This is a genomic window from Desulfoprunum benzoelyticum (assembly GCF_014201505.1).
Taxonomy (GTDB): Bacteria; Desulfobacterota; Desulfobulbia; order Desulfobulbales; family Desulfocapsaceae; genus Desulfoprunum; species Desulfoprunum benzoelyticum.
The window spans coordinates 90,409-117,120 of sequence record NZ_JACHEO010000006.1 but is presented as its reverse complement, the minus strand read 5'-3'; the positions used below and the strand labels follow the sequence as shown (position 1 = coordinate 117,120).

General features: G+C 59.1%; 20 protein-coding genes. 12 read left to right on the top strand and 8 right to left on the bottom strand.

Features of this window, described 5'->3' with window-relative positions:
* Positions 1-31 precede the first annotated feature (31 nt).
* The 8 genes from infB to HNQ81_RS07360 all read left to right on the top strand — a co-directional run bounded on the left by infB (position 32) and on the right by HNQ81_RS07360 (position 9,103).
* Positions 32-2,815: a translation initiation factor IF-2 gene (infB, locus tag HNQ81_RS07395; protein ID WP_183349849.1), complete on the top strand. Its 2,784-nt coding sequence runs from the start codon at positions 32-34 to the stop codon at positions 2,813-2,815.
* A 10-nt stretch (positions 2,816-2,825) separates the two neighbouring features.
* On the top strand, positions 2,826-3,248 hold the full coding sequence (rbfA, locus tag HNQ81_RS07390) for a 30S ribosome-binding factor RbfA (protein WP_183349847.1): 423 nt from the start codon (positions 2,826-2,828) through the stop codon (positions 3,246-3,248).
* The gene (locus tag HNQ81_RS07385) at positions 3,217-4,245 is read left to right on the top strand and encodes a DHH family phosphoesterase (RefSeq protein ID WP_183349845.1); all 1,029 of its coding nucleotides are present in this window, start codon (positions 3,217-3,219) and stop codon (positions 4,243-4,245) included. Before rbfA ends, HNQ81_RS07385 begins: the two co-directional genes overlap by 32 nt.
* Positions 4,246-4,251: 6 nt before the next feature.
* Entirely contained in the window at positions 4,252-5,031 is a 780-nt protein-coding gene (gene truB, locus HNQ81_RS07380; protein WP_240191615.1) for a tRNA pseudouridine(55) synthase TruB, read from the top strand.
* A gap of 201 nt (positions 5,032-5,232) precedes the next feature.
* Positions 5,233-5,502 (top strand): 30S ribosomal protein S15, encoded by a 270-nt coding sequence (rpsO, locus tag HNQ81_RS07375; RefSeq protein ID WP_183349842.1) that lies wholly within the window; start codon positions 5,233-5,235, stop codon positions 5,500-5,502.
* 200 nt (positions 5,503-5,702) lie between these two features.
* Positions 5,703-7,778, top strand: coding sequence for a polyribonucleotide nucleotidyltransferase (gene pnp / locus HNQ81_RS07370; RefSeq protein WP_183349840.1), 2,076 nt, complete (start codon positions 5,703-5,705; stop codon positions 7,776-7,778).
* Positions 7,779-7,851: 73 nt separating this feature from the next.
* On the top strand, positions 7,852-8,331 hold the full coding sequence (dut, locus tag HNQ81_RS07365; RefSeq protein ID WP_205240166.1) for a dUTP diphosphatase: 480 nt from the start codon (positions 7,852-7,854) through the stop codon (positions 8,329-8,331).
* A 1-nt stretch (position 8,332) separates the two neighbouring features.
* Positions 8,333-9,103 carry an MBL fold metallo-hydrolase gene (locus HNQ81_RS07360; RefSeq protein ID WP_183349838.1) on the top strand — a complete coding sequence of 257 codons (771 nt, stop codon included), beginning with the start codon at positions 8,333-8,335 and terminating at the stop codon, positions 9,101-9,103.
* Positions 9,104-9,248: 145 nt separating this feature from the next.
* Here HNQ81_RS07360 and yhbY read toward each other — a convergent pair whose 3' ends face one another.
* From yhbY to HNQ81_RS07345, 3 genes are all read right to left on the bottom strand, one after another.
* On the bottom strand, positions 9,249-9,584 hold the full coding sequence (gene yhbY, locus HNQ81_RS07355; protein ID WP_205240165.1) for a ribosome assembly RNA-binding protein YhbY: 336 nt from the start codon (positions 9,582-9,584) through the stop codon (positions 9,249-9,251).
* A 34-nt stretch (positions 9,585-9,618) separates the two neighbouring features.
* Positions 9,619-10,812 carry a TraB/GumN family protein gene (locus HNQ81_RS07350; RefSeq protein WP_183349835.1) on the bottom strand — a complete coding sequence of 398 codons (1,194 nt, stop codon included), beginning with the start codon at positions 10,810-10,812 and terminating at the stop codon, positions 9,619-9,621.
* 151 nt (positions 10,813-10,963) lie between these two features.
* On the bottom strand, positions 10,964-12,919 hold the full coding sequence (locus HNQ81_RS07345; protein ID WP_183349833.1) for a LysM peptidoglycan-binding domain-containing protein: 1,956 nt from the start codon (positions 12,917-12,919) through the stop codon (positions 10,964-10,966).
* 249 nt (positions 12,920-13,168) lie between these two features.
* On the opposite strand from HNQ81_RS07345, the gene HNQ81_RS07340 reads away from it, so the two are divergent.
* From HNQ81_RS07340 to mutY, 4 genes are all read left to right on the top strand, one after another.
* Positions 13,169-16,516 carry a transglycosylase domain-containing protein gene (locus tag HNQ81_RS07340; protein ID WP_183349831.1) on the top strand — a complete coding sequence of 1,116 codons (3,348 nt, stop codon included), beginning with the start codon at positions 13,169-13,171 and terminating at the stop codon, positions 16,514-16,516.
* A 199-nt stretch (positions 16,517-16,715) separates the two neighbouring features.
* Positions 16,716-18,542 carry a hypothetical protein gene (locus tag HNQ81_RS07335; protein ID WP_183349822.1) on the top strand — a complete coding sequence of 609 codons (1,827 nt, stop codon included), beginning with the start codon at positions 16,716-16,718 and terminating at the stop codon, positions 18,540-18,542.
* Positions 18,543-18,689: 147 nt separating this feature from the next.
* Positions 18,690-19,634 carry an AEC family transporter gene (locus HNQ81_RS07330; protein ID WP_183349820.1) on the top strand — a complete coding sequence of 315 codons (945 nt, stop codon included), beginning with the start codon at positions 18,690-18,692 and terminating at the stop codon, positions 19,632-19,634.
* Position 19,635: 1 nt separating this feature from the next.
* Positions 19,636-20,742, top strand: a complete 1,107-nt coding sequence (mutY, locus tag HNQ81_RS17800; RefSeq protein WP_280528107.1) for an A/G-specific adenine glycosylase — start codon at positions 19,636-19,638, stop codon at positions 20,740-20,742.
* Positions 20,743-20,811: 69 nt separating this feature from the next.
* Here mutY and HNQ81_RS07320 read toward each other — a convergent pair whose 3' ends face one another.
* The 5 genes from HNQ81_RS07320 to HNQ81_RS07300 form a co-directional block, all read right to left on the bottom strand.
* On the bottom strand, positions 20,812-22,257 hold the full coding sequence (locus tag HNQ81_RS07320; protein WP_183349819.1) for an exodeoxyribonuclease III: 1,446 nt from the start codon (positions 22,255-22,257) through the stop codon (positions 20,812-20,814).
* Positions 22,258-22,334: 77 nt separating this feature from the next.
* Positions 22,335-22,898, bottom strand: coding sequence for a YcbK family protein (locus HNQ81_RS07315; protein ID WP_183349817.1), 564 nt, complete (start codon positions 22,896-22,898; stop codon positions 22,335-22,337).
* Between the two features lie 14 nt (positions 22,899-22,912).
* Positions 22,913-24,583, bottom strand: a complete 1,671-nt coding sequence (locus HNQ81_RS07310; RefSeq protein ID WP_183349815.1) for a L,D-transpeptidase family protein — start codon at positions 24,581-24,583, stop codon at positions 22,913-22,915.
* A 233-nt stretch (positions 24,584-24,816) separates the two neighbouring features.
* Positions 24,817-26,082, bottom strand: coding sequence for a diaminopimelate decarboxylase (locus HNQ81_RS07305; RefSeq protein WP_183349813.1), 1,266 nt, complete (start codon positions 26,080-26,082; stop codon positions 24,817-24,819).
* Between the two features lie 16 nt (positions 26,083-26,098).
* A complete protein-coding gene (locus HNQ81_RS07300; RefSeq protein ID WP_183349811.1) occupies positions 26,099-26,551 on the bottom strand; it encodes an Lrp/AsnC family transcriptional regulator in 453 nt (150 codons plus the stop codon).
* Positions 26,552-26,712 lie beyond the last annotated feature (161 nt).

The following is a 26,712-nucleotide window of genomic DNA, read 5'->3' as shown; positions in this document are numbered from 1 at the left end:
TGCCGTAGAGAAGGATAGACGGGAGCAACGAATGAGCAGGGTGAGGATTTATGAGTTAGCCAAAGAGGCTGGGATGAACAGCAAGGCCTTGGCAGACAAGCTGGTGGCAAAGGGTTATGCGATCAAGGGGCCGAGTTCCACGGTTGATGAAGACGTCGCTGATACGATCCGCAAGACGGTTCTCCGGCAGGCAAATGTCGAACTGGCGGAAAAGCCCATTGCTGCCGACCGGGGGCAGGCGCCCGTTCAAAGAAGGACCACGGTGATCCGCCGCAGGCCGAAAACCGCTCCCGAAGAGGTTGCCGCCGAGCAGCCTAAAGCGGGTGACGAAGAAGAACGGCCGGTTCCAGGCGCAGCCATTCCTTCAATGGAAAGAAGCGAGAAAGAATCGTTGATCCAGAAAGCCGTGGAGACATCCCCGGCGGAGGCCGATCAGGAGAAGCAGGCCGAGCGCATCGCTGAACATGGAGATGAGAAAGATGCCCCGCATGTGATATTGACACCGACTTCGGAACGGGAGACCGAGATGAGGGAGGCCGAAGCGCCGATTCGGACCGAAGACGCCGGGGAAACCCCTGAGACGGAGGCTGCCGAATCGCCTGCCTTCGAAACCAAACAGTTTTTTCCCGAACGCAAGCCGAAGAAAGAAAAAGAAAAGGAAGTCGAGAAGAAGTTGCCGGCCCGTAAAGGTCTGGCGCGCGTCGTCGGCACGATCGCGATCCCGGTGGAGGATGATCAGTCGTCGCAGCGGTTCAAAAAGAAAGTCGCCAGAACGGGACCTGCGGGAAAAGTTGCGGGAGAGCAGCCGGTCGCGGCCGTGGTCACACCAGTGACCGAGGACAGCGCCCGCGGCAAGAAAAAGGGAAAACGGGCTCCAGGGGCTGTCGAGGAAGAGGACGATCGGCGGCAGGGTAAAGGGGCAGGCAAGAAGGGTAAAAAAGGGGTCAAGTTTACCCATTTCGGTGCCGATTATCAGGCTCCACGCGGTTCCGGGAAGAAAGGAAGACGTGACAAGGGGCGCGACAAGACAATGCCTCCGGCTGCTGAAATGAAGGCCAGCAAGAGACGGATCAAGGTCTTTGAGACGATCAGCGTTGCCGAACTTGCCAGCAGGATGAAGGTCAAGGCCAGCGAGGTGATCGCCAAACTCATGTCGCTCGGCGTGATGGCAACGATGAACCAGGCGGTGGATGTCGATACTGCCATGCTGATTGCCACTGACTTCGGTTACGAGGTCGAGCAGGGCATCACCGAGGAGATCGGCATCCAGATGTTCGAGGAGGCCGAGGAGGGCGGGGAGATGCAACCACGCTCTCCGGTTGTCACGGTCATGGGTCACGTCGATCATGGCAAGACCTCGATTCTCGACGCGATTCGCAAGACCGATGTGGCGGTCGGTGAGGCGGGCGGCATCACCCAGCATATCGGCGCCTACCATGTTCGTTCCAGCGCCGGCGATGTCACGTTCGTCGATACCCCGGGGCATGCCGCGTTTACCGAAATGCGATCGCGCGGGGCGCAGATAACCGACCTGGTCATTCTCGTTGTGGCAGCCGATGACGGCGTTATGGATCAGACCCGTGAGGCTATAAATCACGCCCAGGCGGCCGGGGTTCCGATCCTGGTGGCGGTCAACAAGATCGACAAGCCCAATGCCGATATCGATCGGGTCAAGAGGGAACTGTCCGACCTCAATCTCGCTCCCGAGGACTGGGGCGGGCAGACGGTCTACTGCGAGACCTCGGCGAAAAAAAATATCGGTATCGACAACCTGATGGAGAGTATCCAGCTGGTCGCCGAGATGCTCGAACTCAAGGCCGATCCGACCAGGAAGGCCAAAGGACGGGTCGTCGAAGCTCAACTCGACAAGGGCCGTGGGGCGGTGGCGACCGTGCTGGTCCAGGAGGGGACGCTCAATCGCGGTGATCATTTCGTCGTCGGTCAGTTCAGCGGCAAGGTCCGGGCGATGCTGGACGACAAGGGCCGGCCCATTAAAAAGGCCGGACCTTCGATTCCCGTCGAGGTCCAGGGTCTTTCCGGCGTTCCCTCGGCCGGCGACGAATTTCTCGTGGTTACCGACGAGAAGATGGCAAAAAGCGTCAGCAGCGCCAGGGCCCTGAAGGCGAGAGAGATGGAACTTGGAGCCACCTCCAAGATATCCCTCGACAAGCTCTTTGAGAAGATGAACGAAGGCGAGGTGCAGGAGTTGCGCGTCATTATCCGCGCCGATGTCCAGGGGACCCTCGAGGCCTTCGCCAAGGCCGCCGAAGAGCTCTCGACCAAGGATATCAAGGTCAAGGTCCTGCACGAGGGGACCGGTACCATCACCGAGTCCGATATCCTCCTGGCTTCGGCCTCCGAGGCCATTATTATCGGCTTCAACGTCCGGCCGACGGTCAAGGTCAAGGATTTGGCGGTTCGGGAAAATGTCGATGTCCGCTCCTACGATGTCATTTACCATGCCCTTGACGATATCCGTAATGCGATGGTGGGTATGCTCGAGCCGACCTTCAAGGAGGATGTCATCGGTAATGCGGAGATCCGTGAGATTTTCCATGTCCCGAAAATAGGCACGATAGCCGGCTGTTCTGTCACTGATGGCAAGATTCAGCGCAATGCCAGTGTCCGTGTACTCCGTGAGGGAGTCGTGATTTTCACCGGCAAGATTGCCTCGCTGCGTCGCTTCAAGGATGACGTGAAGGAAGTACTGACCGGATACGAATGCGGCATCGGGGTGGAAAACTTCAACGATCTGAAGATCGGCGACAACCTCGAGGCCTTCGTGCTGCGCGAGGTCGAGGCGACGCTTGAGTGAGGTGAAAGGTATGGCAGGCAGCTTCGACCCGAAAAGAACGTTTGATGCACTGGGGCTGGGTCGTGCCGGACAAAAACGGTCTGCACGGGTGGCCGATGTCATTCAGAAGGAATTGGCGATGCTGATCCTGACAAAGGTGCGCGATCCGCAACTGGCCGGTGTCAGCATCTCGCGGGTCGAGGTCAGTGATGACCTTCAGAATGCCAAAATATTCTTTACCATCCTTGGTGACCGCAAGGCGGTGCGGGCGGCAACGGAAGGACTGGAGCGGGCGAAGGGGTTTATGCGTACCCATCTCGCCAGGACCATGAACATGCGCTATACCCCGACCCTGCAGTTCAAGTATGACGAGGTAGCGGAGAAGGTCGAGCACCTGGATAGTATTTTCCAGGAAATTGCAGATGAGAGGGATCACGGTGACGGGAATTCCTGAGGCCATAACGAAGTGTATCTCCGACAATCAACGTTTCGTTCTGTTGACCCATATTCATCCGGATGGCGATGCGCTTGGCTCGATGTTCGGGCTTGCCGATGTCCTTGAAAGTCTCGGCAAGGAGGTCTTCTGTTTTGTCGAGGAACCGGTGTCGCAGCTGTACGCCTTCCTTCCCGGTGCCAGCAGGGCCAGTTGCGATCTCGATGCCCTGCATGACTTTGCCCGCCAGGTGCAAGACAAGACGGCGGTCATCGCCCTTGACAGCGGCGACGACAATCGCCTCGGCAAGTACAAGGATGAACTGCTGGCCATCACCTCTCTGATGGTGATTGATCACCATAAATCCCATAAGGAGTACGGCGTGTGCCGCTGGGTCGAGCCGAGCCGATCGTCTACCGGTGAGATGGTGTACGAACTGGCCATGGCCCTGGGGGTGGAGATATCGTATTCCTGCGCCTTTCATCTCTATGTGGCGATCTGTACCGACACAGGATCATTCCGCTTTGACTCGACCCATCCCCGAACCTTTGAAATTGCAGCCAAACTGCTTGAAGCCGGGGTCAATCCTGCCGAAATTTCCTGTAAGATCTATGATAATTACAGCGTCGTCCGGCTGAAACTGCTGCAGCTCGTCCTGGCGACGCTGACCCTCTACGCCGCCGACCAGATCGCCTGTATCCACGTGACGCCGGACATGTTCGTGGCGAGCGGTGCCGCGGCCCAGGACATTGAGGGATTCATCGATTATCCGCGGTCGCTGCAGACGGTGAAGGTCGCTGTTTTCATCAAGGAGGTCCAGCCGGGGAATATCTCCGTCAGCCTTCGGGCCAAAGGTGAATGCGATGTGGCCGAGATCGCGAAGATGTTCAATGGCGGCGGACACCGTAACGCTGCCGGTTTTCGTTTCGCCGATAAAAACCTGGCCGAAGTTCGAACCGAAGTGCTCAGCGTCCTGAGTCAGGATCTTGGCGTACAGCTGGACAAAACCGTCGGTTGATCGGTAATGGACCCAGTCGCATTGCCGGATAGCGTTGCCAGGGAACTGTCGTTTCAGGACACCGGCGGGATTTTTCTGGTCGACAAGCCCGCCGGTCCGACGTCTTTTGCCATGGTGCGGGGGCTTCGACGTGTCCTGGGCCTGAAAAAGGTCGGCCATGCCGGCACGCTTGATCCGTTTGCCTCCGGCCTGCTGATCCTCTGCGCCGGAAGGGCGGCGACCAGGTTGATTCCCCGATTTATGCACGGTGAGAAGGAGTACCTTGCCACCCTCTGTCTTGGCGTGGAGACGACAACCCTCGATCCCGAGGGAACCGTCACCAACCGTTGTGCTGTCGGCAGAAAAGATGCCGTCGAGATCGAACGGGTTTTGGCTGGATTCCGAGGCTCCCAGTTGCAGACCCCGCCGGCCTTCTCGGCTCTCAAGCATAAGGGCAAACCACTGTATCACTACGCCCGGCGGGGGATCACGATCGTCAAGGAGCCGCGGGAGGTGAATATCTTCGTGCTCGAGCGGACCGACGGTGAACATGATCTTGTCGGCGATGAATGCCTGCTTCGTCTGCGGGTGGTATGCAGCAAGGGCACCTATATCCGTTCCCTTGCCGCCGATATCGGGGCGAGCCTTGGCTGTGGCGCCTATCTCAAGGAACTCCGGCGAACGCGGAGTGGATGTTTTTTCCTCGACGGCAGTCTGTCCGGTGATGTGCTGAGAACTGGAGCCGACCGTCAGCAGGTGCTGAACGCGGCCATGTCCGTCGAGGATGCGTGTAATCTCTTGCAATAATCAGGATAGTCCGATAATATTGCACTCCGCAGAGGAAGATCATGATCTTGAGAAGTACCCCAGGGGACGCCACCTTGCTTTGGGAACTTCAGGGCATGATTGGAAGAGGCGGTCGAGCTGGTGATCAGGCTCACCCGAAACGAAAAGAAAAAATACCAACTTCATGATATCAACGAGCGTCTTGCTTCAGGAGGATCTGTTGTGGCTCAATCAGCAATAAAAAAATGTGAAATCATCGAGAAGTATAAAATCCATCCATCCGACACCGGTTCTTCGGTGGTGCAGATTGCACTGCTGACCGACCGGATCAAGTATCTGACAGAGCATTTCAAGGTCCATGCCAAGGATCATCATTCCCGTCAGGGGTTGTTGAAGATGGTCGGACAGCGCCGCAGCCTCCTCGATTATCTGAAAAAAAAGGATGTGCAGCAGTACCGTACCCTGATTCAGGACCTTGGTCTGAGAAAATAGTCCCATTCCCTGGTGTAGGGATCGAGTGGAGACGTACGTCGGTGCCATTGTGACGCTCAGCCTGTTCCGGACTGCCGGGACGGGCTGAGCTTTTTGTAGTTGAAGGCCATCGGATAAAAAAGAGCATACGGGGCTGGTGGATAATCCAGCCAGGAAAATGGCGCTTGGTCGTTCCCTGATGCTGAACATCTGGAGAAAACATGTATACAAAAGTTGAAGCCGAGATCTGTGGTAAGGTCATCTCCATTGAGACCGGTAAATTGGCGAAGCAGGCGTCAGGATCTGTTGTCGTACGGTGCGGCGGTACCATGGTACTGGTAACGGCGGTGGCGGCCAAGGAAAACCGGCCGGATGCCGGGTTTCTGCCCCTGACGATCGAGTATCAGGAGAAGCTGGCCTCGGTCGGCCGGATTCCCGGCAATTATTTTCGCCGTGAGATCGGGCGTCCAAGTGACCACGAGGTTTTGACCTGCCGGATCATCGACCGGCCCATGCGTCCGCTTTTTGCTTCCGGTTTCAGTGCCGAAACCCAGGTTATTGCCACGGTTCTTTCCGCTGACCAGCAGAACGATCCCGATGTCCTGGCGTTGACCGGGGCGTCCTGCGCCCTGACGCTCTCCGACATCCCCTTTGACGGGCCGGTTGCCGGCGGTCGGGTCGCCTATAGCGATGGGCAGTTCATCCTCAATCCCACCGCCAAGGAACTGTCCGGGTCAGCGATGGACATGATCGTCGCCTGTACCCGCAACGCGGTCGTGATGGTCGAGGGACGGACGGATGAACTGAGCGAGGACATTGTCCTGTCGGCGATCTTCTATGCCTTTGAACAGTTGCAGCCGTTGATCGATCTGCAGGAGAATCTGCAGCAGTCCAACGGCAAGACCAAAAGGGTTGTGGAGCAGATTACCGTCGACGAGACGCTTCAGGCCAAGGTCAGGGAAGCCGCCGCCGCCGGCTTGGATACGGTCATATCCACCGCCGACAAAATGGAACGAGGGCGCCTGTATGACGAATTGAAGGCAATGGTCATCGCCCAGGTTGACGACAGCGGTGAAAGAGCGGGGCAGATCAGCGACATGCTGTCATCCTACAAAAAGGAATTGATGCGGTCGATGATCGTCGACCGCCAGGTCCGGATCGATGGCCGGAGTTTCGACCAGGTCCGGCCGATCAGTTGCGAGGTGGGCTATCTGCCGATGACTCACGGTTCAGCGTTGTTCACCCGCGGCGAAACCCAGGCCCTGGTGTCCGCCACCCTCGGCAGCGAACGGGATCAACAGCGGGTCGAGACCTTGACCGGCGAAGAGAGCAACCGCTTCATGCTCCATTACAATTTTCCCCCTTACTGTGTCGGTGAGGCCAGGCCGCTTCGCGGACCGAGTCGACGCGACATCGGTCACGGCAACCTGGCGATGCGCGGCCTTTCCGCCGTCCTGCCTTCAGCGGAGGATTTCCCGTATTCGGTGCGGGTGGTTTCCGAGGTTCTCGAATCGAACGGTTCTTCGTCGATGGCGACCGTCTGCGGCGGCAGCATGGCCCTGATGGATGCCGGCGTGCCGGTGAAGGCGCCGGTGTCGGGCATTGCCATGGGGTTGATCAAGGAAGGCGACAAGGTCGTCATCCTCTCCGATATCCTTGGCGACGAAGACCATCTCGGCGATATGGATTTCAAGGTCGTCGGCACGCGCCACGGTGTCACCTCGTTGCAGATGGACATCAAGATCGCCGGTGTCGACAAGGCGATCATGGCGGCGGCCCTGGAGCAGGCGAAAAGCGGACGGATCCATATCCTGGGAGAAATGGAGAAGGGGATCTCGAAGGCCCGGGAAGAGGTGGCCGAACACGCCCCGAAATATTTCGTTCACAAGATCAATCCGGACAAGATCCGCGACCTGATCGGCCCCGGTGGCAAAGTTATCAAGGAGCTGTCGGCCGAGTACGATGCCAAGATCGAGGTCGACGATTCGGGCCTGGTAAAGATGTTCACCATCAACGGGACACTGGCCGAGGCCCTCATCAACCGGGTGCGCGAGATCACCGCCGAGGTCGAAATCGGTGCGGTATACAAGGGAGTCGTCAAGACGATCAAGGATTTCGGAGCCTTCGTCGAGATCCTGCCTGGTACCGACGGATTGATCCACATCTCGGAGCTCGATGTCAAACGGGTGGCGAAGGTGACTGATGTCCTCAAGGAAGGCGACGAGGTCGAAGTCAAGGTCCTCGATGTCGACAACAGGGGCCGTATCCGCCTGAGCCGTAAAGCGTTGATGGAATAGGCTCGGGATTTCGCAGTAATGAATCAGGAGATGCCGGCCCGTATGAGCCGGCATTTTTTTTAGGGGGTGTCCGGTGGGGCCAGGGAAATCGAGCGAAACGGAGAGAGTCGTCGTCAGGTTGCGCTGGTTGGATCCGCTGAAGACACAGGATCTCGATCTCCCCCGTTACCACTCCGCTCTTGCCGCCGGCATGGATGTCCGGGCGGCGGTGGAGCAGGATGTCGAGATCGATCCGGGGCGGATCGCCCTCGTTCCGACCGGCTTTGCCGTCGCCATTCCACCGGGGTATGAAATCCAGGTAAGGCCGAGAAGCGGCCTGGCCCTGCGGCATGGCCTGACCCTGATCAACAGTCCCGGGACGATCGACAGCGATTATCGCGGCGAAGTCAAGGTTGCGCTGATCAACCTTGGCGTGGCCCCCTTTCGGGTCAGTCGCGGCGATCGAATCGCTCAGCTGGTGCTGGCGCCGGTCATCCGGGCGGAATTACGGGTCGTCGAGCAGCTTGACGCCACCGACCGGGCTGCCGGCGGCTTCGGTCATACCGGTATTTGAGATGCGATTTTCCGTGCTCGGCAGCGGCAGCAGAGGGAACTGCGTCTACATCGAGAGTGGCGGGACAGCCATCCTGATCGACGGCGGCTTTTCCGGCAAGGAGATTGTCGGCCGGCTCAAGAGCATCGGCAGGGATGCCGCCGATCTTGACGCCATCTGCCTCACCCATGATCATAACGATCACATTGCCGGTGTCGGCGTCCTGTCACGCCGCTGCAGTCTGCCGGTCCATGCCAATCCCGGCACTTTTGCGGGTGGTGAGGCCACTCTCAAAAAACTGTGGAAACGGCAGGAATACGAGACCGGTGGCGAATTCACTGTCAACGATCTGATGATCCGGTCGTTTCGGATTTCCCACGATACCGCTGATCCCGTCGGTTACGTGATCAAGAGCGACCGGGTGACCCTCGGCTACTGCACCGATACCGGGCGGGCCAGCCATCTCATGCGGCAGCGGCTTTCGGCCTGCGACGCCATCATTCTCGAATTCAATCACAATCTACAGCTGTTGAAAAACGGTCCCTATCCACCGGCCCTGCAGCAGAGGGTCCGCTCCTCCCAGGGGCATCTGGCCAATGAAGATGCCGCGGCCTTCCTCCAGACGCTGCTCCATGAAGATCTGCAACTGGTGGTTCTCGCCCATCTCAGTGAGATGAACAATACCCCGCAGCTGGCAATGGCGGCGGCCAACCGTGTTCTTACCGATTCACAGCGGCCGGAACTGCTTCTTGCGAGCCAGGGCGGGGCCACTCGACTCATCGATCTCGTTTGACATCCGGGAAAGATATCCGTTGCCGCCAGTTGCCGCAAACGGGAGGGTGAAGGTCTGCCGCGGTCCCAATTGGAGCCGCAGTCAGCCTGACAAGATCAGGTGTCAAAATCCGGCAGGCCCTGTGAGGGGCGGGAGGATCCGGGTTTCAACCTTTCGGCAATACCAGCTGCTTTTCCTTCGGTCGTTCCGGATTTTTCCGGTAGAGGAGGACCGTCTTGCCAATGAGTTGGACGAGGGTGCTCTGTGTCGCTGCAGCAAGGGAACTGGCGGTTTCATGTTTTTCGAGGCCGCTGTTGTTGCCGATTTTGATCTTGACCAACTCGTGTCGGGTCAGTTCGAGATCGGTTGCACCGATAAGCCGGTCGCTCATCCCCTCTTTGCCGACCAGTATCACCGGAGGGAGATCGTGGCCGAGACCTTTGAGGAATTTTTTCTGACGGGGCGTAAGAATGGAGGCATATTGTTCTGTTATTTCGTTCATATGGGTAAATTACGATCAATAATGAGAGGTGGTGTCAGCCAACAAGATCACTCAGGATCCTGTAGCCGCCGACCCATGTGCCAAAGGCCGAGCCCAGGGTGGTCAGGAAGAAAACGAGAAGAACCCGCAGGAACTTGTTGCGCCACCAGCCCTTGAGCGTGGTCATGTCGACCCCGGCTGTCTCGAATTCGCGAACGACCGGCGGGCGCTGCATGACCTGGATGAAGGCGGTGACGTAACCTGCTCCAATCAGCGGGGTAAGACTGGTAAAAGGAGCGGCGGAAAATGCGCCGATGGTCGTATAGGGATGGGCCAAGGCGATCATGGCCCCAAGGGCGGCTGGAATGCCGTGAGCCAGGACCCAGAACAGAAAGTTGGCGCCGGCAACCGACGCCCCTTTCTGAATGCCGATGACAACGAGCGAGCCGATAATGAAGATTGGGATCCCCCAACCGGCAATTTTCCAGGTCGATGACACCTCCGGAATGGTGCTGATGTCGGCAATCCGCTGCCGATTGTCGATTGCCAGTTCCCGTACAATGCCGCTGATATGGCCGGCGCCGACAATGGCAACGAGGCGTTGGCCCGGCGAACTCTTGATCTTTTCGGCGAGGTAGATATCACGCTCGTCGATCAGGACGCGCTTGAGATCGGGAAGGGTCTCGCCCAGTTCGTCCATCAGCTCGGTGAGAACGTCCTTTCGCTTCAGTTCGCTCAGCTTTTCCTCGCTGATCTCGGTATCGTCAAAGATACTGGCGAGCAGCGAGGTCACCAGATAGCCTTTCTTCCACAGAGAGGTTGATTTCCAGGCGCGGCGGAGAGTGATCCGGATATCCCGGTCACAGAGAGAAACCGGGATCTGCCTGTCTTTGGCGGCTTGATCGGCGGCGAGCAGTTCCGCCCCCGGGGTGACTCCCAGTTTGTTGCCGAGTTTTTTCTGGTAAGAGGCCATGAACAGACTGATCACCAGGGTCGACAGTTGCTTGTTGCGGATTACCGCTTTCAGATCAAGGGATTGCCATCGTTCTTTCTGGGTAAGGGCCTGGTATCTTTTGTCATCAAGTTCAAGACAGACGCAGTCCGGTTGCATCCGGTCGATGACCGTTCGTGCAAGGTCGACTGATTCCTGGGAGATATGGGCAGTTCCGACCAGAATGATCTCCCGATCTCCATGCCTGAGAAAATGGACATCGGGACCGTATTCGTGAGTTTCAGCAGTTGCAATCATGAGACCATGTTGAGCTGGTTGAGCGATACCACCGCTCGCGAGCGATTGTTCGGAAGACGTTCATGCAGACAAATGTAATACGTGTCCGACGAAACGGAAAGGCAGGAGCCCCTGATTATGGTGCCGTAGTGAAAAAGAGGAGGTGATTACTTCAGACTCCTTTGACTTTCAGCTGGCTTCCAGGATGGATGACGTTGGATTTCAGGTTGTTCCACTCCTTGATGTGAACGGAGGAGACATTGAATTTTTTGGAGATAGTCCACAGGGTATCCCCATCTTTCACCTGATACAAGCTGTAGCTGTCTTTGAGCTTGACTCTGTTGCCATTGCTTTTCTTCTTGAGCGAATTAGCCAGGACGGTCTTACCCGTAGAGGAAGAGAGCGTTCGGGAGGTTTGGGCGGAGGATATGTTTTTCTGCACCGTCTGGGCGGAAATGGTCTGGGCGGTGTGTATGCGTGCTCCCCTGACGCTCGTCTTGTTCTGAGCGTGGGCAATGGCGCCATTTTTCCTGCTGGATGCCGCGACCGTGGTCGGCTGGTGCGACATTTTTTTCTTATCCGCTGTCAGCACCCTGACCGTATCGCTGCCGGAACGGGGGGCGGAGGCGGTTCCGATCTCGTCATCCTCCAGCGATGCAATCGTCACTGCCCCCGGGATGGTTGTTATCGTCCTGTCGGCCGGATACAGCGCCAACTGCTGACCGACGGAGATCTTGTTGACACTGCTCAAGCCATTCCAGGAGGCGATCATCTGGGGGGTGACGTTATACCTGGAGGCGATTTTCGAGATGTGCTCTCCCGCCTTTACACGGTGCAGGATCAGGTTGCTCTTGTTGGCGGCAAGGGCCATTTTGCTGCCCTCGGGCAGGATTTGATAGGACACGGTGTTATAGGGAATACGGAGGTACTGGCCGCGGGTGAGTTTCTTGCTGCGGAGATTGTTGACCTTGAGGAGGGTGGTCTTGTTGATGCCGTAGGTGCTGCAGATCGACGACAGTGTATCGCCGCGTTTGATCCGGTAGGATTTGAAGCCTGTCGTGACGACGCTATGCAGCCGCGAAATGTTCCTGCCGGCGATTTCCTGGGCGGCGACGGGAATTTTGGCCTCGTAATCGGGGCGATTGGGCGGGGTCTTGCCCTGACGTAATTCCTGGTTGAGAAATTTTATTTCCTTCACCGAGGTGTTGCATACCACGGCGAGGGCATCAAGGCTGAGTCCGGGCGGGACCTTCATCGTCGCGTATTGAAGGGGGCGGAACTTCTGCACCTTGGTGAATCCGTACTTTTCAGGATTCTTGCCGATGATGATGGCGGCAATCAGTTTCGGGACGTAGCGTTTTGTTTCCAGGGCGAGATAATCTTCCCGGGCAAGTTCCCAGAAACTGGAAACATTGTATTTCGTGAGACCCCTGCCGATCTTTCCCGCTCCGGCGTTGTAGGCGGCAACCGCCAGATGCCAGTCACCGAATTCCCGATACAGTTCAGACAGGAAGGCGGCAGCGGCCTTGGTCGACTTTTCGGCGTCCCGCCGCTCGTCAACAAAGGTGTTGATATCGAGATTATACTGCCTGGCAGTACCATCGATGAACTGCCACAGGCCAACGGCGTTGGCCGGAGAGCAGGCGCGCTGATTGTAGCCGCTTTCGATCATCGAGAGGTAGATCAGTTCGCGTGGCAACCCGGCGTTCTTCAACTCCTTCTCCATCAGCGAGAGATAAATCGAAGATCGGGAAAGCCATGATTCATAGATTTTACGATGCCGGGTCTGAAAGAGGTTGAGGTACATCTCGACCTGTTTGTTCATCACCAGTGGGAAAGTGTCGATAGATCTTTCCTTATCCCGCTGGGTGACGGGAGAGGTCTCGCTGTCCCACATCCCGGTCTGGCGCAGGGCCGCCATTTCCTGTTCAAGGCTTCCCTGGGCCTCGACGTCTTCGAGACTGAGGTCGGGATCCTCGCTTCCGTCTGCATTTCGCCTGTCGGACGACAGGGAGGACGATGGATCCGAAAGTGGGTTTAACCGGCTCTCACTGGCGCAACCGGTGAGTGACAAGGCGAAGAGGAGGACAAGGAGGAGGTGGAACTGTTCAAGGTGTTTGTAGAACATGCGTTGTCCCGTGTGTCTACAGCCTTTCGAGGAAGTGCGATCCGCGGCGTTTCTCTCTTCCAAAAGCTTGTTGAGATATCTTAAGTAACCATGTACATTGCACATCTGCCGATTCGGCACTGCTCACGCTGAAGTAGTTAAAACCGATGTTGTGAAGAATTGCAAGACATTATCCGCCCGGAAATGGTTTAAAGACGCCGTTGCGCCGTCGAGAACACACCAGGGGGAATCATCTTCCGGGGAACTCCCATGTTGAAGAAATTCGTTTTCCTCATCCTTACCCTTCTATGCGTTGGTGTAGCCGGTCTGGCAGCGACATACTACTGGTTTGTCGTCCTGCACCCAGGCGATCAGATAACAGTTGAAAATATTAAAAAAATTCTCAGCAAGGAGAGCGATGTCTACTACAATGACGGCGTTACCAAACTGGGAGTTTTTTTCGACGACGCCCACCGCCAGTACGTCGATTTCGAGCAGATGCCGCAGGCCTTTGTCAATGCGATGGTTGCCTCGGAGGATAGCAGGTTTTTCTCTCATATCGGATTCGATGCGGTCGGCATCATTCGTGCCGCGCTGAAGAATCTTCAGGCGCGAAAGGTCGTTCAGGGGGGCAGCAGCCTCACCCAGCAGACGGCAAAGAACCTGTTCAAGCGGACGGACCGGTCCCTGCGGGCGAAGTTGAAGGAGCTGCTGTATGCGCTGCGGCTCGAATACCACTATCCGAAGGAGAAGATTTTCGAGTTCTACGCCAACCAGTTCTTTGTCAGCGGCAATGGTCATGGCCTGGGGGTGGCGGCCCGCTATTACTTCGACAAGATGCCGGAAGAATTGACCCTGGTGGAGTGTGCGTTTATTGCCGGCAGTGTCAAACGGCCCAATTTTTACAATCCTTTCATCAAGAAGACCGATGTGGACGAGGCCGAGGCGCGGCGTCAGGCGGAGATCCGCAAGGACTATGTGCTCGATCAGATGCACGAATTGGGCATGATCAATGAGCCGACCTACAATCAGGCCCGTGGAGCCGCCATCCGGTTCAAGCAGGGGAGGGTAGGCTATTCCCTCAACTATGTCATGGAGATGGTCAAGGACGCGGTCTCCTCGGCCGAGGTTCAGGGGGCCTTGGCGGTCCACGGCATCGACAACATCGCCACCTCCGGCGTGCGGGTCATCACCACAGTTGACAAGAATCTGCAGGATCAGACTCTCTATGCCTTGCGTCGGGAACTGTCGAGGCTCGATGTTCGGCTCAGCGGGTATGAACGGGCTGAGGTCCAGGCCAGATTGAAGGAGCTCGACTATCAGGGTGACGGCGTGCTGAAAGAGGGGGCCTTCGTCTTCGGCGTCATCACAAGGATCGCCGGCAAGGGCAAAGAAGTGACGGTCGAGGTTGCCCTCGACAACCGACTGGGGCTGGGAACGATCGATTATCCCGGCCTCTCCCGTGTTGTCGAGGCCCGGGTCAAATGGGCCCAGGATTTGTGGTCGGAACCGTCGCCCAGGGATGCGGACCGTCTCCTGGCACAGATCAAGGAGGGCGACAGGGCCTGGGTCAGCATCCGCAAGGTCAGGGAGGATGGCACGGCGATCCTTGATCTGGAGAAATTTCCCGAGATCCAGGGCGGGGCACTGGTCATGAAGGACGGTCGGATCCAGGCGATGGCCGGTGGTTCGGAGAACCGCTTCTTCAACCGGGCGGTATATGCCCGAAGAACCATGGGCTCCTCGTTCAAGCCTTTCGTCTATGCCGCGGCGCTGCAGCTCGGCTGGAACAGCGCCGACCTGCTCAGCAACAAACGTGATATCTTTATCTTTCAGGGTATGCCGTATTTTCCCCGCCCTGACCACGTCAGTCCATTCGAGTCGGTATCGATGAGCTGGGCGGGGGTGCACTCGGAGAACCTCGCCTCCGTGTGGCTCGCCGCTCATCTCTGCGATCATCTCAATGCCCAGCAGTTCCGGGAGGTCGCCGAGAGGGTGGGTCTGGCCCCATACAAGACCGGAACTGCGGAGGAGCCGTACAAGACCTACCGGGGCAGGCTTCGTGACAAACACGGCATCCAGGTCAGCGACGAGGTCCTGCGGGCGGCCGCGTATACCAGTGCCGTCATTAACCTTGAGGCCGATTTCATCTTCGAAGGGATGGCCGACGAGTACAGAAAGCTGAAGAAACTGCATTACGGCCTCGGCTTCGAAAAGATTCGCCAAAGCGTCTACCGCGAATTTGCCAGCGGCCAGGCCGGAAATATCACCAACGAACGCCAGGAACTGGGGCGGCGGCAGAAAATCCTGTCCGAATCGTTTCTGGCTCTCGCCGATCTGCGTCGAAAATTCCGGGCCTATGTCCTCCAGGCCGAGACCCCGCTTGGCCCCTTCGAACCGGACTCATTCGGTTCCGGCGTATCTTCCGCCGACCTCTATTATGACCGCTCTACCGGTCAATATTATTTTCAGGGAGCCAACTCCGTCTCACCTTCGCTGCAGCGTGTCGGCAGGTCGGAGGTGCAGGCGGTCCTGCTGAACCACGGCGATGCGGAGCGCAGGGATTTTTTCAGCCGGGTCAAATTGAACGGGGTTCTGTCCGTCGCTGCCTATGATCTGGCGGAGCGGCAGATCGAAACGGAACTGCAGCGGCTGAAGCAGCTTCCGCCCTATAGTTTCGAGGTCCTGTCCGTCGTCAGTGATTTCCGGGTCCTGGTGGGCCTGAAGTACCTCGTTGAATTTGCCCGGCAGATGGGGGTCGGCAGCAACCTCGAGCCGGTCCTCTCCTTCCCTCTCGGCGCCAATGTCGTCACCTTGCTGGAAATGGTCAGAACATACGAGGGGCTGGTGACGGGGACAGTCAGCACCTATGGCTATGAGAACGAGGAGGACAAGGATCTCCTGGCGGTTCTGGACCGGATCGAATCGGCCGGCGGCGAGCTCCTCTACCGACCGCACCGTCGGGCGAAGCAGGCCGTCGATCCACGGACCAGCATCGTTCTCGGTCATATCCTGGAAAATGTGGTCAAATATGGTACCGGCCGACAGGCGGACAAGGGTGTCAGAGTTCACGGGGAATCGCAGGGCAGCGGCACCGGCACCGGGGCGCCGCTGCCGCTGATGGGCAAAACCGGAACCGCCAACAGCTACACCAACGCCTCGTTTTTCGGCTATCTGCCCGGCCTGTCCAAGGCAGGGGGGGCGTTGACCTTGAAAGATGGCTACGCCGTCGGCGTCTACGTCGGCTACGACGACAACCGCGTCATGCGCCGCAGCAGTACGCGGATAACCGGGGCGGCCGGGGCCTTGCCGGCCTGGATCGATATCGTCAATATGCTGATTCGCGAGAAAGGGTACGCGGAACGGCTCGGAGATGCAGTGCGGACATCGGCGGGGATCTCCCTGGTTCGTGACGACCTCGGGCAGTTCAACTTCGCGGCGGATGCAGAGCGGGGCGGGGTGGTAAGCGAACCGCCGCGGGTGATTGCCGAAAGCGACCGGTATCGGTCTTCGATTCTGACCTTCGGACAGCCAGGTGCCGGCGGCGGGATTGTTCTCGGCCGAAACTACCGGCCGTTCTGGAGGAACAATGGCAAGGCCGGGTTTACCAGCGATTGACCCGGTCCCGTTTGTCGGTTGGCCATTCATCGATGTCTCTGGCTTAGCCTTGGCGGCCCGAGGCATTCTGTGGTAGATTCACGGACGGAAGATGATGCGGAGGAAGGTCGGATGGCCGGCTGTCGACGGGATATAAAGATCCCACCCGGTCCTTTGTGTCGTTTGACTACCAATTTCACTCAAACATATCGATATTGTCATGCATAAGACACTTGTAACGGCTGCGGCCCTGTGCGGTCTGCTGGCCGTCGGCGGATGTGCCCACCCCGGCAGACAGACGACGCCAGCACCGGAGCCGGTTGCCGGCCCGATACTGGAACGGACGATCAAAGGACCCCTCGAGCAACAGTCGGTTGGGGCGGCGGCGGGGGCATCCCTTCGTCAGCCAGCCGTGTCCAGGAATCTCGATGAAGCCCTCCGGGAAGAGGCCTCGGGGGCCTTGAAGCCCCCGTCGCTCGAGGCCATCACCGCCCGCATCGAGGCCTACAGCGGCAAATTCCGGCGCTGGAATGAGCTCAACACCGGGGCCGGTCGGCAACTGAGCCCGGACCAGCGGGCCATGATGGGCGACTGTTATCGGCAGATGCAACGAATTCTCGCCGATTACAACATGATGCGCACCGCGGTCGAAACCGGCGACAGGAGCGATGTGACGGCGAACAGCATCTACAGCGGCAAGATGCTGGTCCTGCAGCAGCGGGACCTGGATTTTGTCGAAAGCGACTGTGGCCGGCTGGTCGGGCCGGTGGCTGTGGCCACTCCCGGAGGGCGGCCGGATCAGGGTGGGCAGTCCTTCGACGGCCGGATCGCCGCCCTGTCGACAGAGAAGAAGTATCGTGAGATTGAACAGGCCTGGCAGGGGCTGTCGCCGCAACAGCAGGAACAGACCAGTCTCGACGCGAAGATGCTGTATGCCGATGCCCTGGTGTATCTGCAGAAGGAGGAAGAGGCCGCCGACCTGTACCGGGGGATTGTCGGCAGGATGGAGGCGGACGGCCGTTCTCCGGCCGAGCTCCTGCCGTTGCGGAAAATCCTTGCCGATCTCTGCATCGCCATCGGCCGTTATCAGGACGCCCAGGCCCAGTATGTCCAGATTTCCAAGGATTATCTCGCCCTGGCCAGTGTCGACGCCTGGGCCAGGATGCATCTGCCGCTGCTCGGCGGTGACCAGCAGGCCAGTCTCGAGCTCGCCGCCTATTCCGGCCTGGTCCGCAATTATCTGGGGTACCTGCCGGAACAGGACGGCTTCCGGATCGTCTGGGAGGCCGAGAAATATCTGGCCGATTATCCCCGCTCGTCGGTCGCCGCAAATGTCAAGGCGATCCGGGATGAGATGAACAAGGCGGGCGATGCCTGGTTCAGCGGCATCGTTGCCGAGATCGATCGCCTGGCTGGAGCAAAGAAGTACCAGGAGGCGGCGGCCATGATCAAGGCCCAGCGGGCCGACATGATCAACGACCAGCAGCGGGATCTCCTCAACGCCAGGCTCGATGAGCTGGGCCTGGCGGAAGCAGCCGAGCGGGAAACCACCAAGATGGCGCAGGAGCAGGAGTTGGAGCAGCGGTGGAACAACGGTCTGCAGCTGGTCAGCTCCGGTCGGTACGACGAGGCGATCAAGGTTTTCGACGGGATGACGGAAACTGAACTCGGGGCCAGGGCGGATGCCAAGATCGTCGAGATCTCATCGATGGCGGCCAGGGAAGACCGCCGTAAAGCGGCCGATCTCTTCATCCGCTACACCAGGACCGGGGATGTCGAGGTCAGGAAAAATCTGCTGATCGAATCCCGTCGCCTGCTCAAGGGGATTCTGGTCAAATACCCGCGTGCCGACATCACCGACAAGGTTCTGGGCAATATCCAGCGGGTCGAGCAGGAGATGAACGCGATCGACCCCAATCTCATTGCCGAGGTCGACAGTCGCGATACAGGCGGCAAGGTCCGGGAAAATGGCTGGGCGCCGGCATACGAGCCGGATGATCCCTTCGGAGCTCAACCGCAGGGGATGGGGGAGCCGGCCAGGCAATAGTAGCCGGCCCGAACCCCAATCTACCGTTGCTTCGCACGAGGTCCCCGGCAGCATTTCCGGGGGCCTCGTGCTGTTCCGTATCCCCCCAAGTAAGCATGCCGCCGCTGGCAGCGACCTGTGCCATCCTTGCGGCCACCAGGATCTGCGATGCCGCTGTTTCTCGATATTCTGATCATCGTCCTGCCGGTCTTTCTTGTCATCGGGCTCGGGTTCGGCCTGAAAATGGCGCAACTGGTCGATGACAGTTTCCTTTATCAACTCAACCGGCTGGTCTATTTCCTGGCGCTGCCGGCCCTCCTCTTTCACGAAATCGCCCGGGCCGATTTTTCCACCAGTTTCAACGGCCTGCTGCTCGCCGGGATGCTGGCTGCCGTCCTGCTGACCTTTTTCCTCGCCTATGGCTTTGCCGCCTGGCGCGGTTATCCCCCGGAAGCCCGCGGCAGTTTCTGCCAGGGGACCTTCCGCGGCAATATCGCCTATATCGGTCTGGCGATTGTCTTCAACGCCTACGGCGGCGAGGGCCTCGCGGCCGCCGGCATCCTCCTCGGGTTCCTGGTGCCGTTTTACAATTTTTTCGGAATCCTCGCCCTGCTGCTGCCACACCGGCAGCAAGGCCGGAATCTCGGACCCTGGTTCTGGATCCGCCAGATCGGCGGCAATCCCCTGATCATCTCCTCCTTTGCCGGCATCCTGTGGAGCTTTCTCGACATCCCCCTGCCGCAGGTGATCGAGCGCAGTCTGCATATCGTCGCCGGCATGGCCCTGCCGCTGGCCCTGCTGGCCATCGGCGGTTCCTTTTCCCTGCAGCGGCTGCGCGGCGATATTTCAAAGTCTTTGATCGCCACCGCGATCAAGCTGATCTGGCTGCCCTTGATCACCGCCGGGATCCTGCTCGTGTTCGGCATCCGCGGCAGGGAACTGGCCATCGGCGTGATCTTCGCCGCGACTCCGACCGCCACCGTCGCCTACATCATGGCCCAGCAGATGCGGGGAGACGCCGAGCTGTCCGGCTCGATCATCATGCTCTCCACCCTGCTGTCGTTGATCACCTATACGCTGGCACTGGTGCTGCTGGAAGGATTGGGTTTCTAAAATGCAGGAGATGATCGAATCGATCCGGCGACGGCTCCTTCCCTGGTTCCGGCGGACGCAACGCGACCTGCCGTGGCGGCGGACTTACGATCCCTATCACGTCTGGATCTCCGAGATCATGCTGCAGCAGACTCAGATGGAGCGGGGGGTGGCCTACTTCCACCGCTGGATCTCCCGCTTTCCCGACCTGGCTGCCGTTGCCGCGGCGACCGAGCAGGAAATTCTCAAATACTGGGAGGGGCTCGGATACTACGCCAGGGCCCGCAACCTGCACCGCGCCGCCCGGCTGCTGATGGATCGCTACGACGGAGATATTCCTTGTGATTACAGTGAGCTGCTGTCTCTGCCTGGGGTGGGTCCCTATACCGCCGCCGCCATCGCCAGCATCGCCTGCGGTCAGGATATCGCGGTCGTCGACGCCAATGTCGCACGGATCCTGGCCCGTCTCTACGATATCGAACAACCGGTCAAGACAGCCGGCTGCCGGCAACGGATCGACGCCCTGGCCGCGGCCCTGCTGCCTCCCGGCAAGGCCAGAATCTTCAACCAGGCCCTGATGGATCTCGGCGGTCTGATCTGCACTCCGAAGAACCCGGACTGCGACCATTGCCCGCTGGCAGAGGTCTGTCGGGCGCGGTTGCGCGGCACGGTGGCGGACAGGCCGGTACCGGCCAGTCGTCGCGAGATCGTCCTGATACAGATGGCGACGGCCATCCTGTCCCACGCAGGGCGGGTTTTCATTCAGCAGCGACTGGCGGACGATATCTGGGGCGGCCTGTGGGAGTTTCCCGGCGGCCGACTGGAGGATGGAGAGAGTCCGGAAGAGGCGGTGATCCGGGAGTATCGGGAGGAGACCGGGTTCGAGGTGAAGATCTGTCGTCGCCTCACCACCGTCACCCATTTTTATACCCGCTACAAGGTCGTGCTCCACTGCTTCGCCTGCCGGCTGGTCGGCAGCGATACGGTGGCCCGGCTTGCGGCGGCCCAGGACTGCCGCTGGGTGACGGCCGGCGAATTGTCGGAATATGGTTTTCCGGCCGGGCATCGGAAACTGCTGGATCACCTGGCCGCGGTACGGCCGGATTTCTTTATCGATCCATGCCGGTGATAGCGGAAAACACCGCGTGCAGACAGGGGCGTTGCGGCGGGTGGAGAACAAGGATATCCGATGCGCGGCTCAGGCTGAAAAGTCGAGCTGCACCGGACAGTGGTCCGACCCCATGATCTCCGGGAGGATGACGGCATTCCTGACTTTGTCGCGGCTGGCCTGGTCGACGCAGAAGTAATCGATGCGCCACCCGACGTTCTTGGTCCTGGCGTTGAAGCGGTAGCTCCACCAGGTGTACTGTTCCGGCTGCTGGTTGAACATCCTGAAGGTGTCGATAAAGCCGGCGTCGATGAACGAATCCATCCAGGCCCGCTCCTCCGGGGTGAAGCCGGCGTTTTTGACGTTCGCCGCCGGGTTTTTCAAGTCGATCGGTTTGTGAGCGACATTGAAATCGCCGCACAGGATCAATGCCTTGTCCCGGTTCAGGCGGCCGGCGAAATCGATCAGCTCGCGGTTGAAGCGAAGCTTGTAATCAAGGCGTTTCAGCCCCTCGCCGCTGTTGGGGAAATAGATGTTGATGAGGTAGAACGTCGGAAATTCGAGGGTCAGCACCCGGCCTTCGCCGTCGAATTCCGGGATGCCGATCCCGGTGATGACCTGCTCCGGTGGAAGGCGGCTGTAAATGGCAACCCCGGAGTAGCCCTTGCGTTCGGCGCTATGCCAGTACGAGGTGTAGCCGTCGATGTTCTTCAACTCGGGCGGGAGCTGGTCGGGGTGGGCCTTGGTCTCCTGGATGGCGATGATGTCGGCATCGAAACCGGTCAGGATCCCGTGAAACCCTTTCTGCGCCGCTGCCCTGATGCCGTTGACGTTCCAGGAGATGAAACGGAGGGGGTGTCTGGTGTCGCCGGCGGATTTTTTCATAATCTTTCTCGGGGTGACGCCGCGTTGCGGACAGCGGCCAAGGAGCGGGCAGGCATCGCAGTGGGGGCTGACGGGCCGGCAGATGGATTGGCCGAAGGCGACCAGCAGGGAATTGACCCTGAGCCAGTGCCGCTCCGGCAGGACTCGGCGCAGGGCCATTTCGGTCTTCAGCGGGGAGTCGGTGTCGACGTATTCCCAGATGTTCATGATGCGGTGGACATGGGTGTCGACGCAGATCGCCGGTTTGCCGAAGGCCACACTGCGCACGAGATTGGCGGTTTTCCTGCCGACTCCGGGCAGGGTGACCAGGTCGTCGATGGACTCGGGGACCCGACCGCCGAATTTCTCCAGTGCCTCGGGCAGGCGCACGAGATACCCGGCCTTGCTTCTGTAGAACCCGACCGGGTAGATCAGGTTCGCGATCTCCGCTTCGGCCAGGCGGGCCAGTTTGTCGGCGGTATCGGCGACGCGAAAGAGCTTGTCGGCCGCTACCGCGGTGACTTCATCCTTGGTACGGGCGGAAAGGATGGTGGCAACCAGAATCCTGAAGGGGTCCCGGGTCTGGACGGCGATCAGGTCGACCACCGGGGTCCGGCTCTCGGCGACAGTCCGGGCAACCGTGTCGAGGAAGGAGTCGATGTCGATGGGCATTGAAGGCGATCGCCGGGGCAGAGGGTGACCCCGTCATGGGGATCATGACGGGGACGGAGAACGGCCGGTGCCTGGCGCTACCAGCAGCGGACCTGGCCGGTATCGAGATGCAGGAAATCAGATTTGGCGTAATATCCGACCCCTCCGCACCGGAGCTGCCTGGCGATGTCGCGCAGTTCCCGCGTTTTTACATCGGTGAGACGGACATCGATCGCCATCCCCTGCATGTGGAGGCTGTCCTTGGCCACCTTCGGACTTTTCCGCCGCAGATAGGCGTTGGTCCGGGGGGACCGGTAGCCGGAAAGGACCTCATAGACCCCCTTGCTACCGCTGATCCGCTGGATTCGGCTGAGGATTTCCATCAGGGTCGGGTCGATGACGTGGGTGTCGCCGGTACGGTAATCACGGAGGAAGGTCTTCAGCTGTGATTTTGCCGTCTGAGGATATCTGCCGGGAATGTAGGGGATTTTCAGCTGCTCTCCGGTGTGGGTGTGAACGAATGAGAGGGTGTGCGATTCGGTGGGAGTGGAGAGGGCGTCGAGGGGGGAACTGAGGAGCAGTCCGAGCGCCAGTTGAGCCGAGGCGGTGAGGAACTTGCGGCGGCTCAAGAAGAATCGCTTGATTGTCTCGTTTGTTCTCATCTGTCGTCCTGGTTCTAATTGTTCAAGTTGTTGTTTTTTTCCAATAATGCGAGGGAAAGTTCGGTGTCCCTGCCATAAACGTCCCTATTAAAATGGATTGATCCCTCTTTGTCAACCCATGTTGTCTGATAAGTGAGATGAACGGTGAGGGGGGCCGACAGATTCACGACCTTCCTGCGGCCGCTGTCGATCGTGGCCTTGATCTTTTCGACGGTCCAATCCTGTTTTTCCCCTGCCAGGGCGTATGCGGCCAGGGCGATGGGATCGCTGACCCGGATGCAGCCATGGCTGAAGCTCCTCGTCGACTGGCTGAACAGGTCCCGCTTCGGGGTGTCGTGCATGTAGATGGCGAAACGGTTGGGGAAGATGAATTTCATCCTGCCGAGGGCGTTGAGCGGTCCGGGATCCTGGCGCAGCTTATAGCGGGCCATCTGCTCGGGGGAGATGGCATGCCAATTGATCGTGGTGCTGTCAAGTTCGACGGCATCCTGGTCCCAGCTTGAGTACAGGCGGACGTTGCGGTCGACCAGATAGCGGGGGTTCTGCCGCAGTCGCGGCAGTTCCTCTTTGCTGGCTATACTGCGGGTGATCACCCAGTACGGATTGAAGTCGATGTATCGGATCAGGTCACTGAAGATCGGGGTCTGGTTCTCCAACTCGCCGACGATGACCGGCATGTCGAGGACAACCTCGTCCTGTTCAACGACCTTGAGGTTGTAGCCGGCGATATTGACGAGGACGTATCTGTTACCGAGGTCGTGGGCCTGCCAGCGCCATCTGGTCATGTTGACGATGATCTGTGAGACGAGACGTTTGGCCGGGATATTCATCGCGGCGATTGTCTGGTTGCCGATGGCGCCGTCGGGATCGAGGCCGTAGCGTTTCTGGAACGTGATGACGGCCTTTTTCAGGGATTCGTCGTAGAAGGTGTCGCTGTGGTCGATGGTTTCAAGATCACCGGTGATGTGCAGACGGATGCGGATGGCGGGGATTCGCGGATCGATCTCTCCCGGGCGGATCGTCCTCCCGGACGGGACCGATTGCCATCCCCCGGCGGCGGCGAGTTCCCGGTATTTCTGCAGCGCCGTCTTCAGGGCGCGGTAGTGCCGATGTACCGGCGGCAGGGATGCCAGGTGGGCGTCGAGATCCGGGGCGGCGACGATTGAGCGCATGGCGGCGAGGGGATCGAAATCCTGCCTGCCGGTATCGTGGAAGATCTTGGGATTGGTCGAACGGGATTCGAGCTGGCCGTAGCTGACGTCATGGGCGTAAAGCAGCAGGTTGTAGGTCAGCAGGGTGTCGAGCAGGGCCAGATCTTCCGGGCTCCGCAACGGCCAGAGGCGGATGATCTCCGGGACGGCATAGTCTTCGGGGTAAAGGCCTTCCGCGGCGGCGGACTGGAGGAAGCGCAGGGCAATGGCCGCCCGTTCGCTGGGGCCTTCGTCGGTTACCCAGATCGGCAGGTTCCCCACCGCATGATAGACGGCGGAGATGCAGAGGTCCTTCGAGGCGATGAGCGGTCCCGGTGGCGCAAGGGCCTGAACCTGTTCCGGAGTGTATTTGATATGACTCAGCAGTTCCCGGGAGATCGGCAGCGACACCTCGTCGGCAGCATCAGCGGGGCGGGATCCCGCCACGCAGCAGAGAAATACGAACACGGCGAACACGAAGGAAAGACGGGGCAATCCGCATCTTGGACTGTGGGTAGGCACGGCTGGCATTGGATGCATGGGCGCAGAGACAGGGGGAAAAAGGCGGAGGGATTGAGATTATGTAATTGGAAGAATCATTTGTACCATCTCCGAAGGTGGATTGTAAAGCACAGAGAAGGCAGGTGAGAGAAATTATTAACTTCGACTGGATCGGAGTGTCGGTGAGGGCGGGCCGTTCCTGGCGGCGCCGCCCCGTGGTGGGATGGTCAGCTCGAGGGGGCAAGCGAATCCGGTTCGAAGTCGAGGGTGGCGAAATAGTCGCTCATCCGTTCGCCGCGGCGGATCAGATCGACGCCGCCATCGGCACGGAGCAGCAGTTCTTTGGGACGCAGCGTGCCGTTGTAGTTGAATCCCATGGCATGACCGTGGGCCCCGGTATCGTGGATGAGCAGAATGTCGCCGTCCTTGATTTTCGGTAATTGCCGTTGGATGGCGAACTTGTCGTTATTTTCGCACAGGGAGCCGACGACATCGACAACCTCCAGGGGCCTGTCATGATCGTCGCCGATGACGTCGATATGGTGATACGCCCCGTAGAGAGCCGGCCGCATCAGGGCATTCATGCAGGCGTCGACGCCGACATAGGTGCGGTAGGTCTCCTTGCGATTGATGGCGGTGACGACGAGGGCGCCGTGCGGACCGGTGATGTAGCGGCCGCTTTCCATGAAGAGGGCTGGACAGTACCCGTGGTGCCGGCGGAAGCGGTTGAATTCGGCGGTTATTTCCCGGCCCATGGCCTCGATCTGCAGTTCCCTGGCCTCCGGCAGATAGGGAATCCCCAGTCCGCCGCCTATGTTGATGAATTCGAAGGTGATGCCGAGGGCGCTGCCGATGTGTGCGGCAAGTTCGAGCAGCATGGCGGCGGTCTGCACCATATACTGGTAATTGAGCTCATTCGAGGCGAGCATCGTGTGCAGTCCAAACCGCCTGACGCCACGGGCTCGTGCCCGGCGGTAGGCGTCGACGATCTGGTCATGGCTGACGCCGTACTTGGCCTCGACCGGGTTGCCGATGATGTCGTTTCCGACCCGCTTCGGCCCGGGATTGTAACGAAAGCAGACCAGTTCCGGCATGACCGGAACCTTGTCGATGAGGGAGATGTCGTCGAGGTTGAGGATCGATCCTCCGGCGGCGGCGGCTTCGATGAAATCCTCGTGGCTGGTGTTGTTGGAGGTATACATGATGTCTTCGCCGCATGCCCCGACCCCCCGGCTCAGCTTCAGTTCGGAGGCCGAACTGCAGTCGAGGCCGAACCCCATGCTTTTCATGATCGCCAGGATTCTCGGGTTGGGCAGGGCCTTGACGGCAAAGTATTCACGAAAGGAGTCGAGACCGGCAAAGGCGGCCTGCAGCCGGGCCCCGGTCTCCCTGATGCCGGTCTCGTCGTAGATATGGAAGGGGGTGCCGAAATGGGCGACGATCTTCGGCAGTACCGGCAGCAGGCGATTTTTGCAGGCTTGGGACATGGGCATGATCTGCTCTCTTCAATTATGGGATGGGAATGCGCGCGGTTTCCTTGTAGGTGGCGAGGACCGGCAGGGTGTTGGTGGCGACGACGCCCTTGATCGTGTGCACCTTGGTGCGCAGCAGCCGGCCCAGGGCGTCGGCGTCGGCGGCCCTGAGTTTGACGAGATAGCAATCTTCGCCGGCGATATAATGGACCTCCTGGATTTCCGGGACCGCAGCGAGCTGGTTGCCGATCTCTGTCTGGTCAGGTTGTTCGTGGACAGCAACCCGGACGAAGGCAATCTGGCCGCTGGCGAATCTTTTCGGATTGAGGCGGACCTCGTAGCCGTCGATGATCCCCTGTTTCTCCATCTTGCGGATGCGCTCGAGGACTGCCGACGGGGCGAGGCCGATCTGCCGGGAGACCTCGACATTGGGAATACGGGCCTTCTCCTGCAGGATGCGCAGAATCTCGAGACTGACGTCATCAATCATTTGTGTTCTTCTCCTATGACTGTGAAAATATTCTCTCTATGAATAATCGTCAAGAATAATATTCTGTAAAAATTCAATATTCCAGAATCTATGCAAAGATGCGAAATCGAACGGGCGGTAGAACATGACCAATGGCGGCCGGGCGGCGAGGGGACAACGGC